Annotated in this window: 3 protein-coding genes; 2 read left to right on the top strand and 1 reads right to left on the bottom strand. The window is 71.4% G+C overall.

The window, feature by feature from the left end:
* Positions 1-14: 14 nt before the first annotated feature.
* Complete coding sequence (locus tag ABZW30_RS36155) at positions 15-1,805, bottom strand: beta-galactosidase family protein (RefSeq protein ID WP_355675497.1); 1,791 nt, start codon at positions 1,803-1,805, stop codon at positions 15-17.
* A gap of 237 nt (positions 1,806-2,042) precedes the next feature.
* On the opposite strand from ABZW30_RS36155, the gene ABZW30_RS36150 reads away from it, so the two are divergent.
* Complete coding sequence (locus ABZW30_RS36150; RefSeq protein WP_355675496.1) at positions 2,043-12,659, top strand: LamG-like jellyroll fold domain-containing protein; 10,617 nt, start codon at positions 2,043-2,045, stop codon at positions 12,657-12,659.
* A gap of 33 nt (positions 12,660-12,692) precedes the next feature.
* Positions 12,693-13,208, top strand: coding sequence for a hypothetical protein (locus ABZW30_RS36145; RefSeq protein WP_355675495.1), 516 nt, complete (start codon positions 12,693-12,695; stop codon positions 13,206-13,208).
* Positions 13,209-13,227 lie beyond the last annotated feature (19 nt).

The following is a 13,227-nucleotide window of genomic DNA, read 5'->3' as shown; positions in this document are numbered from 1 at the left end:
CCGCCGGGCCGGGGTCAGTACTCGGCGCTGGGCGCGGCCGTGGTCGGCCCCAGGTCCGGCTGGTCGCGCAACTCCAACGCCTCACCGTGGAGTTCGAGTTCGAGCACGACCACCTCGTTGTCCCCGGCCCGCCACAGCGGCGCCGGGGCGTAGAGGGTGCGCTGGGGGCCCTCCGCCCGGTAGCGGCCGAGCAGGAAGCCGTTGACCCACAGCAGTCCGCGCCCCCAGCCGGGCAGGGCGACGAACGCGTCGGCGGGGGAGTCCAGCCGGGCCGTGAAGCGGTGGAACACCGGCTCCCCGCCCGCCGCCCCGACATCGTCCGAGAAGCGCAGCGCGGACAGGTCGGTCAGCGGCAGCGGCCGGATCTGCCAGCCGAACAGCCGCTGGTGCCCGTGCGAGACGCCACGCGTGATGCCCTTGCGGTCGTCCATCTGCGGCCCGTAGTTCACCCGGCCCAGTGCCTCGACCAGGATGTCCAGTCGGACCCCGTCCTCCCCGACGGCCAGCGGCAACACCGCGCCGGGCACGTTGCGGTCCAGCGTCCCGAGCGGGCGCCCGTCGGCGAAGACCTGGGCGCGGTCGGCCAACCCGTCGATGCGCAAGGGCAGTTCGGGGCGCGGTCCGGGCACGCGGGTGCGGTAGTGGATCAGGCCGCGGTCCTGCCCGAGGGCCTCCATCGGCAGCGGCGCGGCGCGCTCCACCGGCTGCGACAGCGCGTCCAGGTTCGCCGACAGCGCCGCCCGGCCCTCGGCGCGCTCCAGCCGCTGCGGGGCCACCCTCGGTGGCTGGGGCGGCAGTTCGCCGTCCGGCAGGTCCACGTAGCGGCCGATGACCTCGCGCAGGGCGTGGAACTTGTCGGTCAGCTCGCCCGCCTCGCCGATCGGCGCGTCGTAGTCGTAGCTGGTGACGGTCGGCTCGTACCCGGCGTCGTACGGGTGGGCGCCGGCGTGGTTGGCACCGGACCACAGGCCGAAGCTGGTGCCGCCGTGCGCCATGTAGAGGTTCACGGAGGCGCCGGTGGCCAGCAGTTCGTCCAGCGAGGCGGCGGTCTCCTTGGGGTCTCGCACGTGGTGCGGGCGGCCCCACTGGTCGAACCAGCCGATCCAGAACTCCATCGCCGCCAGCGGCCCGTCCACCTGGTGACGGCGCAGCAGCGCGAGGCGCTCGGGGGCGCGCGAGCCGAAGGTCGCGGTCGCCAGGTGGCCGGGGATCGCGCCGCCCTGCTGCATGAGGTCGTGGGCGCCGTCGGCGGTGAACAGCAGGCAGTCCACCCCGCGCCGCACCAGGCCGTCGCGCAGGTGGAGCAGGTAGGCGGCGTCGTCGCCGTAACTGCCGTATTCGTTCTCCACCTGCACGGCCACCACCGGCCCGCCCCGGCTCGCCAGCAGCGGCAGCACCTCGGGCACCAGCGCGTCGAACCAGCCGTCCACCTCGGCCAGGTATGCCGGGTCCGCGCAGCGCAGCCGCAGCCCCTCCACCGCCAGCAGCCGGGCGGGCAGCCCGCCGAACTCCCACTCCGCGCAGATGTACGGGCCCGGCCGCAGGATGACGTCCAGCCCCAACTCCCCGGCCAGGCGCACGAACCGGCCCACATCGCGCCACCCGGTGAAGTCCGTCCGCCCGGCCCGCAGTTCGTGGAAGTTCCACGGCACGTATGTGTCCACCGTGTTCACCCCCAGCGCCCGCACCCGCCTGAGCCGGTCCTCCCACAGTTCGGGATGCACCCGGAAGTAGTGCACCGACCCGGCGACCACCCGGTGCGGCGCCCCGTTCCGCAGGAACCCGCTCCCGTCGAACCCCAGCATGCGCAGCCCACCCTTCCCTCGCCGAAACACCCGCCGCGAGCCTAGCGAGTGACGTCACTCCAGGTCATCGGTTCCCCGCCGTCCGTGTTTCCGCTGTGATCTCCGGCACAAGATGGCGATTGTCTCTTTATCTGCCTACTGACGATCCGATATATCTGCTGCGGTTTCATTTGCTTCTTCTTGACTGTCTGGTGGGTTTACCTCGTGCTGCGCCGTCCCCTGGCCATCCTGATGGCCATGACCATGGTCGTCCTCGGAACAGCCGAAGGGTCGGCCTTCGCCGAGACCCTGATGCGCCAGAGTGCCGGCACCGCGCCCGCCGACCCCGGCCCGCGCCCCAAGCAGCAGCAGGGCAGCGCCGAGGGGCGCGGCCACGACGCCGCAACCGCCGCCACCAGCGCGAAGGACGGCTCCGGGCACCCGGACGCGGCCCCCGCGCCGGGCGAACTGCCCGAGGACAAGACCGGGTCGGGCTCCGCCGCAGCCCCTGCCCAGGACCTCGCGCCCAAGCCCGCCGCGCTGCCCGCCACCGAGGCCAAGCCCGCCGACAAGCCCGCCGCGCTGCCCGCCAGCAAGGTCGACCCGGCCAAGAGCTTCGACCCGGCCACCAGCAAGGAGCTCCCCGAAAAGCGCACCGCGCAGCAACGGACCTTCCAGAACACCAACGGGACCTTCACCACCCGCAGCTACCCCGAGCCGGTCAACTTCCAGCGCTCCAACGGCTCCTGGTCAGCCATCGACACCACCCTGATACCCGACGGCACCGCCACCGGCGGCCGGGCCGCCCCGGTCCAGAACTCCTGGACCACCACCTCCACCGAGCAGCAGCTCAAGCTCGGCCTCACCGCCGACGCCGACCCGCTCGTCCAGCTCCAGCTCGGCGAGGGCCTCTCCGCCGGCTACAGCCTCCAGGGCGCCGCCCCCGTCCAGGGCACCGCGCAGGGCAACGCCATCACCTACCCCGAGGCCCGGCCCAAGGCCGACGTGACGATCCTCGCCGCAAGCTCCTCGTTCAAGGAGAACCTGGTCCTCAAGGACGCCACCGCGCCCACCGAATGGGTCTTCCCGCTGCGCCTGCAGGGCGTGAGCGCCTCCCTGGACGCCGACGGCTCCGTCCACTTCACCGACGCAGCCGGCACCCTGCGCGGACGCATGCCCGCCGGCTGGATGCAGGACTCCAACTTCGCGCCCAACACCGAGGAAGGCGTGATCACCGGCGGCGTCACCTACGAGCTGGTCCAGCTGCCGACCGGCGGCCAGGCCCTCAAGGCCAAGCTCGACGAGGCCTGGCTGCACGCCCCCGAACGCGTATACCCCGTCAAGGTCGACCCGCAGCTCTCCTCCGTCCGGGCCGTGGAGACCACCTACGGCTACACCGGCTACAACGTCGACTTCTCCGGCGACACCGTCCTCAAGGTCGGCACCAACGACGGCGGCAAGCACCAGGCGTCCTCGTTCGTCAAGTTCACCGGCATCGAGGACTCCCTCAGCAACGCCACCATCCTCGGCGCCCGCCTGAGCCTGTACAACGGCTGGTCCTACAGCTGCACCCCGCGCACCGTGACCATCCACCAGGTCACCTCCTGGTGGTCGCCCAGCTCCCTGCGCGGCTCCAACGCCCCCTCCACCGGGCCCGCGCTGGCAGCCCCCTCCTTCGCCCACGGCTGGCGGCCCAGCGCCTCCAGCGCCTGGGCCTGCCCGGAGGCCTGGGAGTCGATCGACCTGGGCGCCGACGGCCGCAACCTGGTCAACTCCTGGACCCACCACTGGACCGCCAACTACGGCCTGGCCATCAAGACCGACGCCTGGGACAACTACTCCTGGAAGCAGTTCGGCAGCGCCAACAACGGCGGCGGCCAGCCGGTCCTGGACGTCACCTGGTCCCGCTACGGCGCCGACTACGAACTCTGGGGCCTGCAGCAGCCGGTGACCGCCACCCAGGAGGGCATCGTCCGCCTGCGCGTGTGGAACCGCGGCATGGACACCTGGACCCCCACCAACAACTACAAGATGTCGTACCTGCTGTTCGACCAGTGGGGCAACAACATCACCAACTACGGCACCAACGTCGCCTGGACGGCCATGCCGGGCGACGTTCCCCCGGGCGGCAGCGCCGTGGTCGACGCGCACATCCGCACCCTCCCGCAGGGCGCGTACACCGTCGCGTTCACCATGGACCAGTACCAGGTCAGCAACTTCTGGGTCGACGCCGGCGTGCCGACCGTCAACATCCAGATCTCCTCCGTCAACGTCCCCCCGTACATCACCCGCCTCGCCCCGCCCTCGGGCGCGGTCGTCTACCAGCTCCAACCCACCCTCACCGCCGAGGGCGTGGACCCCGACCGCGCGCCCTACCCCGAACTGGACTACAAGTTCGAGGTCTGCCGGGTCGTCGGCGGCGACGCCCGCGTGGACTGCAAGCAGACCGACTACCTCAAACGCCAGGGCCGCTTCGTCGTCCCGGCCGGCTGGCTGACCTGGAACGAGCAGTACGCCTGGTACGCCAAGGCCGGTGACGGCGCCGGCTCCAGCCCCTGGACCGCCGCCTCCTACATCCGCACCGTCCTGCCGCAGCCCAACCAGTACACCACCGCCGCCGACGCCGGACGCAGCGTCAACACCGCCGCCGGCAACTACACCACCGCCGCCACCGACGCCGCCCTGCCCACCGTCGGCCCCGAGCTGTCCGTCACCCGCAGCTACAACTCCCTCGACCCGCGCACCGACGGCGCCTTCGGCGCCGGCTGGAGCACCCCCTTCGACATGCGCATCCAGGTCGAGTCCAGCAACTGGCTCGCCCTGCCCGGCAACGTGCTGCTCACCGCCTCCAACGGCTCGCGCGCCCGCTTCGGCTGGGACCCGGGCAAGAACGCCTACATACCCGGCAGCGGCATGGCCGCCGACCTGCGCAAGGCCGACGGCGGCGGCTGGACGCTCACCGACCGCGCCGGCAAGATCCACACCTTCGGCGCCGACGGCCGGCTCACCCGCGTCGCCGACGTCGCCGGCCACACCCAGGACCTCGTCTACGACGGCGGCCGCCCTGTCCAGGTCAAGGACACCGCCTCCGGCCGCAACCTGACCCTCACCTGGACCGGCGCCCACGTCACCTCCGTGACCGCCACCGGCTCCACTGGCGGCTGGCAGTACCAGTACGACGGCGACAAGCTCACCAAGGTCTGCCCGCCCGGCGCGGACCCTGCCGCCGCCACCGGCTGCACCGTCTACGACTACGGCACCGGCTCGCGCTACCGCACCGCCGTGCGCGACGCCGGCCCCTCCGGCTACTGGCGCCTGGGCCAGGCCGACGGCAGCACCCTCACCAACGACGCCCAGGTCAGCGACCGTTCCCCAGCCTCGGCCAAGGACGTCACCTTCGGCGCCGACGGCGCCCTGGGCGCCAGCGGCAACCAGGCCGTCACCTTCAACGGCCGCTCCACCTCCTACGTCGAGCTGCCCAACCGCGCCATCAGCTCCTCCGTCAACCGCAGCGTCGAACTGTGGTTCCGCACCGCCGCGCCCGGCGTCATCCTCAGCTACCAGAACCGCGCGATGGGCGAGGAACCGTACAACGTCGTCCCGGCCCTGTACGTCGGCACCGACAAGAAGCTGCGCGGCAAGTTCAACAGCCCCAACCCCCCGGTGACCTCCACCAAGGACGTCACCGACAACGCCTGGCACCACGTCGTGCTCGCCGGCGCCCGCGACAACACCGCGATGTTCCTCGACGGCGCCCTGGTCGACACCACCCCCGGCGCCATCGACCACCTCAACATGGACCGCGCCTACCTCGGCGGCGGCTACACCGGCAACTGGCCCGGCGGCAACGGCGGCTGGTCCTGGTTCACCGGCCAGATCGACGAGGCCGCGGTCTACGACTACCCGCTCACCGAGCAGACCGTCGCCGAGCACTACGCCCTGCGCACCGGCAGCGCCCAGCTCACCAAGGTCACCCTGCCCTCCGGCCGCACCAGCGCCCAGGTCACCTACGACGCCACCACCGAGCGCGTCACCAAGGTCACCGACGCCGCCGGCGGCGACTGGAAGATCTCCGAACCCACCTACAGCGGCGGCTCCTTCCTCTACAGCAACGCCGTCAAGGCCTCCGGCCCGGCCGGCTACTGGCGCCTGGGCGAACGCGACGGCGCCACCGCAGCCAGCGAGGTCGGCAACGGCCTGGCCGGCACCTACGGCGACGGCGTCGCCAAGAAGGCCCCCGGCGTCTTCGCCCCCACCGACGACACCGCCGCCCGCTTCGACGGCTCCGCCAAGTCCCAGATCGAGATCCCCCAGGACGTCCTGCACGCCAAGACCGACCTCGCCGTCGAACTCTGGTTCACCACCACCACCCCGGGCGTGCTGATCGGCGACCAGAGCCGCACCATCGACGACCCGAACGGCGTCGGCGGCAGCTGGACCCCGGTGATGTACGTCGGCACCGACGGCAAGCTGCGCGGCCGCTTCTGCTGCGCCGCCCCCGAGGGCGCCACCTCCCCGAACGCCGTCACCGACGGCGCCTGGCACCACGCCGTGCTCTCCGTGAACGGCACCACCCAGACCCTCTACCTCGACGGCCAGGTCCTGGGCACCCGCACCGGCGCCATCGACCACCAGCAGAACACCCACACCTACATCGGCGCCGGCTTCGCCCGCTCCTGGCCCGCCACCCCCGGCGACATCAGCCACTTCACCGGCAGCATCGACGAGGTCGCCCTCTACCAGCACCCGCTGAGCGACAGCGACGTCGTCGCCCACTACCGCGCCCGCAGCGCCCAGGTCGGCGGCCAGGGCGTCGGCTACCGCGGCTCCGTCGTCGCCGACTCGCCCGGCGGCTACTGGCGCCTGGACGAGACCGGCGGCACCACCGCCGCCAGCGAGGTCGCCGCCGTCAAGGGCAACGGCACCTACGCGAGCGCCGTCAAGCCCGGTACCACCGGCGTGTTCGGCCCCGGCGACGGTCACGCCGCCCAGTTCAACGGCACCAACACCTCCTACGTCGAGCTGCCCGGCCAGATCCTGCGGGCCCAGACCGACCTGGCCGCCGAACTGTGGTTCCGCACCAGCGGCACCGGCATCCTGCTGGACCAGGCCAACAACACCAGCGGCAACACCGTGCCCGTCCTGTACGTCGGCACCGACGGCAAGCTGCGCGGCATGTTCTTCGGCGCCACCAACGGCCCGATCACCTCCGCCGCCGCCGTCACCGACGGCTCCTGGCACCAGGCGGTCATCAGCGCCGCCCAGGGCACCCAGTCGCTCTACCTGGACGGCACCCTGGTCGGCACCGCCTCCGGTGCCGCCAACCACCTCGACATGGACCGCGTCACCCTCGGCGGCGGCTACCTCGGCAACTGGCCCGCCGGCAACGGCGGATGGTCCTGGCTGACCGGCCAGATCGACGAGGTCGCCGTGTACCAGCACCCGCTGACCGCCGAACGCGTCGCCGCCCACTACCAGGCGCGCTCCGCCTCCTCGGCCACCGAACTGGCCTCCCGCGTCACCCTCACCGACCCGGTCGGCAACACCACCACCGACATCCACGACGCCACCCGCGGCAACCGCCTCATCTCCCGCACCGACGAGGCCGGCAACACCACCAGCTACACCTACGACACCGGCGGCTTCGTCCACACCGTCACCGACCCCAACGGCCACTCCACCGTCAGCGGCCAGGACGCCCGCGGCAACACCGTCTCCCTGACCACCTGCCGCGACGTCAACTCCTGCTGGACCTCCTACACCAGCTACTACTACAACCCCGCCGACCCCCGCGACCCGCGCAACGACAAACCCACCGAGACCCGCGACGCCCGCTCCGCCGGCCCCGGCGACACCACCTACCGCAGCACCGTCGCCTACACCGCCCTCGGCCTGCCCGCCTCCACCACCCGCCCCGACGGCCGCACCACCCGCACCAGCTACACCACCGGCACCGAAGCCGCCTACGGCGGCGGCACCACCCCGGCCGGGCTGCTCGCCAGCGAGACCACCGCCGCCGGCGCCGTGACCGCCTACGCCTACTACTCCACCGGCGACCTGGCCCGCACCACCCTGCCGAGCGGACTGACCGTCACCTACAACTACGACGCGGCCGGCCGCAAGACCTCCTCCACCGAGACCTCCGACGCCCAGCCCGCCGGCGTCACCACCACCTACGAGTACGACGACCTCGGCCGCCAGACCGCCCAGACCGGCCCCAAGGTCACCGACGCGGTCACCGGCGACACCCACCAGGCCAGGACCACCGCCGCCTTCGACCCCGACGGCCACCCCACCAGCAGCACCACCGCCGACATCGCCGGCACCGACGGCTCCCGCACCACCAGCAGCAGCTACGACAACGCCGGCCGCCTGGAGAGCGACACCGACGCGATGGGCGGCGTCACCCGCTACGGCTACGACACGCTCGGCCGCCGAGCCTCCGTCACCGACCCGCTCGGCCAGGTCACCCGCTACACCTACACCCCACGCAGCCAGCCGGCGACCACCGTCGTCGAGGGCTGGAACGGCGACGGCAAGGGCGTGCGCGACCTGACCCTGGAGTCCCGCGCCTACGACCCGGCCGGCCGCCTGGCCACCCTCACCGACGCCATGGGCGCCGTCACCGCCTACACCTACTTCGACGACGGCCTGCCCGCCACCGTCACCGCCCAGAACGTCACCCAGGCCGACGGCACCACCCGCTCGATCGTCCTGGAAGCCGACGAGTACGACGGCACCGGCCACCTGGTCAAGCAGACCACCGGCGGCGGCCGCACCACCGCCGTGCGCACCGTCGACCCCTCCGGGCGGGTCACCCAGACCGTCCTCGACCCGGCCGGCCTGGCGCGCACCACCACCGTCGGCTACGACGCCGACGACCGCGTCACCACCAGCACCGTCAAGGTCAGCGACACCGAGAACAGCGTCCAGACCAACACCTACGACACCGCCGGCCGCCTGACCCGCAGCCAGCTCGCCTCCTCCGCCGGCGCACCCACCGCCGTCAGCACCTTCAGCTACGACCAGCGAGGCCTGCTCACCGCCACCACCTCCCCGAACGGCAACGCCCCCGGCGCCGACCCGGCCGCCCACACCACCAGCTACCTCTACGACGTCCTCGGGCGCCGCACCACCACCGTCGCCCCGCCGGTCGCCGCCGAGAGCGGGGGAGCGGCCGCCACCACCGTCCGCCCGACCACCACCACCGGCTACAACGCCTTCGGCGAGGCCGTGCGGGAGAAGGACCCGCTGGGCAACTCCACCTACCGGTGGGTCGACTCCCTCGGCCGCACCAAGCAGACCGGCTCGCCCACCTACTACCAGCCCGGCTCCGACTTCCCGTTCGGCATCATCACCACCTTCGAGTACGACAAGCTCTCGCGGATCACCGCGACGACCGACGGCCTCAAGCGCAAGACCACCTACACCTACGACCGCCTCAGCCACCAGATCCAGCGCGTCGACCCCAACGTCAAGGGCGGCTTCGGCCCCCAGACCCCGGTGTGGGACACCGCACCCACCTGGTCCGCCACCTGGACCCCCACCGGCCTCCAGCTGTCCGCCAACGACCCGCTCGGCGCCCGCACCGAGGCCACCTACGACCAGCTCGGCCGCACCCTCACCGCGACCGTGATCGAACGCCAGCCCACTCCGCAGAACCTGACCACCAAGTTCGCCTGGGACGACGCCGGCAACCGCACCTCCGTCACCACCCCGGGCGGCAGCACCACCGGCGCCACGTACAACCCCGCCGGCCAGGTGCTCACCAGCACCGACCCCCTCGGGCGCGTCAGCAAGACCGAGTACGACGGCGCCGGCCGCGCCGTGCGCGCCATCGCCCCCATCGGCGAATCCGTGCGCACCCACTACGACGGCCTCGGCAACCCCGCCGCCACCGACGACCTCGACCCGTCCGGCACCGTGCTGCGCACCGCCACCGCCACCTACGACCTGGAAGGACGGGTCCTCACCACCACCAGCCCGGCCACCGGCGCCGTCACCAGCACCGACTACGACGTGCTGGGCCGCCCGGTGAAGCTCACCGAGCCGGTGGCCGCCGGCCAGGCGATCACCACCACCCTCGGCTACGACGCCGCCGGCCATCGCACCCGCCTGACCGACGGCAAGGGCAACACCACGGTCTACACCTACAACACCTGGGGCCTGCCGGAGTCGACCATCGAGCCGGCCACCGCAGCCCACCCGAACGCCGCCGACCGGACCTGGACCACCAGCTACGACATGGGCGGCCAGGCGGTGAAGGCCACCGAGCCGGGCGGCGTCACCCGCCTGCGCTCCTTCGACCCGGCCGGGCACCTGGTGCGCGAGACCGGAAGCGGCGCCGAGACGGACACCGCCGCCCGGGAGCTGGCCTACGACAAGGCCGGGCACCTGATCCGGAGCAACACCGACACCCCGAACGCCCAGAACTACGCGTACAACGACCGCGGTCTGCTCATCACGGCCGGCACCGACCTCGCGGCGGCCGCCCAGACCTGGGAGTACGACGCCGACGGGCGCGTCGCCAAGCGCCGGGACAAGGACACCGGCCTGACGGTTTTCGGCTACAAGGCCGACGGACAGCTCGACTGGGCCAACAACCCCAAGCTGAAGACCCAGAACTGGTACGGCTACGACGGCGACGGCCGGCTGATCAAGCAGTGGTACGTCGCCCCGGACCCGGCCGACGCCACGAAGCTCACGCCCATGTCCGAGCGCCGACTGAGCTACGACGGCCTCGGTCGCCTGTCCGGCGACCAGCTCCTGACCGCCGGCAGCTCCGCCACCCCGCTCACCGGCGCCACCTACGAGTACGACCTCGACAACCACCTGACCCGCAAGACCGTCAGCGGCGGCGCCACCGACCCGGTCAAGGACAACCGCTACGGCTACGACCAGGCCGGCCGCCTCACCTCCTGGGCCGCCGACGGCACCACCACCGCCTACGAGTGGGACGCCGCCGGCAACCGCACCAAGAACGGCGCCACGACCGCGTCCTACGACGAGCGCAACCGCCTGCTGTCGGACGGCACCAGCACCTACCGCTACACCGCGCGCGGCACCCTGGCCGCCGTCACCACCGGCACCAAGGAGGACACCACCGCCTACGACGCCTTCGGCCGCCTGATCACCGAGGGCACCACCAGCTACACCTACGACGGCCTCGACCGCGTCGCCAGCCGGGGCACCGCCCGCTTCAGCTACGACGGCGGCTCCAACAACCTGACCGGCGACGGCACCTGGACCTACGCCCGCGACACCGCCGGCAACCTGCTCGGCGCTGCCAACGGCACCACCAGCGTGCGCCTGCGCACCGACCAGCACAGCGACGTCACCGCCACCCTCGACAACAACGGCACCACGGTCACCGGCACCACCACCTACGACCCCTTCGGCAAGCCCACCGCCACCAGCGGCACCGGCACCGGCCTCGGGTACCAGAGCGGCTGGACCGACCCCACCACCGGCGACGTCAACATGGCCGCCCGCTGGTACCGCCCCGGAACCGGCTCCTTCACCAGCCGCGACTCCTACCTCCTGAACCCCAACCCCTCCGCCCAGGCCAACCGCTACACCTACGGCAACGCCAGCCCCCTGAACGGCACCGACCCGTCGGGGCACTGCCTGGAAGACGCCTGCGTCATCGAGGTGACGGTCCTGATCGGCGCGGGCTCCGCACTCATCAGTGCCTGCCAGGCGAACTGCAACAAGATGGCCAGGGCGGGCGGACAGCTCGTCGACAGCACGATCAGCGGCGCCAAGAACTCGTGGAACTGGCTCCACGACCAGTTCACCAGCTCCTCCTCCCACGCCGGCAGCGGCTCCGCCGCCGCCGCCTCCTCAACGGCCACGTCGACGCCCTACGTCAACGACCTGGCCCTGGAGAAGGCGGAGGTGCACGCCCGCAACGCCCAGAGGGCCGCAGCCGCCGCCGCGGCAGCGGCGGCAGGAGCCGCGGCCGCGCCCGACACCGCGGCCACGCCCGACGACGACACCTGCTGGTCGAGGTGCGGCGGAACGACCCCCACCTGGGTCCGCCCGGCGAAGTTCCACCGGCCGACCACCACGATCAAGCGACCGACCGAGATCACGATCCCGAAGCCGCTCTGGGATCCCCGCAAGACCGACATCGAGCGTCCTCCGCCGAAGCCCGACTGGGAGCCGCCGAAGCCCGGCGACATCCTCAAGATCATCTCAGCCGTCTACCACGCCGCCGACCTGCTCAACCAGCTGACCACCAACCAGAACACCACCCCCGACCAGGACACCGGCACCCAGACCGCTCCCGGAACCAATCCGAGTAACGGAAGCGGTACCACGACCAACCAGCAGGAAGAGGACTGCACGCAGCACCTGAACAAGACCAAGAAGCAGCGGGGGATGTCCGGGATCGTCTGCCTCCGAGCGCCCGAGGGGGCGACGCAGGAGCAGATCGAGGAATTGAAGGACCACATCGCCGCCCTGAACGCCGTGTCGAGCTACTGGTCGCCCAAGGGCCGGGTGTCTCCCACCAAGGAGGTCATGGATTACACCCGCGCGGGAGAGAAGATCACGCTCTCCGACCTGGCGGACAAGTACAAGGACCTCCACATCAAGGAGGTGAAGGGGACTCCGTACGAGTACAACGGAAACGTGGCCGGGCACCTCCCCGACACCACCTGGTCCGGAAAGTACGCCCCGTACTGCTGGCACCAGCAGGACAACGATGTGAACTCACTCGTGGGTTCCTATGCCAACAAGTACAACGAGGGATATCAACCCACTGAATTCCTGTACGCCGGTGTGAACAAGACCCCTAGCACCTACACAACCGAGCGCATCAGAGGAACCGTCACGCGCGGCGACTATGGCATCTGTAAGATCACTCGGTAGCAGGTGCGGGGGCGACGATGGGAATGGTGCGAATTGACTGAGTGGATCGAAAGGCTCGTGACGGCGAGGGTCAATGATCATCGGTCGGACCCGGATTCCGCCCTGGCGGCGCCCCCGGGACTGCGGCCGCCGGCTGACGCGAGTCAGATCTCGGAGCTCGAAGGGTGGCTGCGGCAGCCGATCGAGTCGGGTTATCGCGAATTCCTTGAGTTCTCCGACGGGATGGACAACTTCCGTTCCGGAATGCCTCTCCTGGGGTGGCAGGACTGGCCGTCAGGGGACGCCCTCTCTCGGGCGCTGCACTTTCGCGACATCATCACCAGCATCGACGTCCACATCGACGAGGGGCTCACGGAGGATGCCGTGCTGGCGCCGGTGTCGGTGAACCGCGACGGCACGGTGGGGATCTTCATGGTGTGGGACGAGGAGTCGCCGGAGAAGCGGTACTTCTGGGTCGGGAACGGCGATGCCGCCTTTTTCTCGACGCTGTCCGAGGTCTTCGACGTCGCTTCGGGTGTCCGGTCGTGGAGCGAGTTCTCGACCGAATGAGGAGGCGCGGCCTGCCCCC

Source organism: Kitasatospora sp. NPDC004669, from assembly GCF_040609455.1.
Lineage (GTDB): Bacteria > Actinomycetota > Actinomycetes > Streptomycetales > Streptomycetaceae > Kitasatospora.
Note: the sequence above shows the minus strand (reverse complement) of the source record. Positions and strands in the feature narration are given on the sequence as shown.

What these genes read in the sequence shown, in the direction of transcription:
- ABZW30_RS36155 (WP_355675497.1), bottom strand. Translation starts at nt 1,805, where the DNA reads ATGCTGGGGTTCGACGGGAGCGGGTTCCTGCGGAACGGGGCGCCGCAC.
- ABZW30_RS36150 (WP_355675496.1), top strand. Translation starts at nt 2,043, where the DNA reads ATGACCATGGTCGTCCTCGGAACAGCCGAAGGGTCGGCCTTCGCCGAG.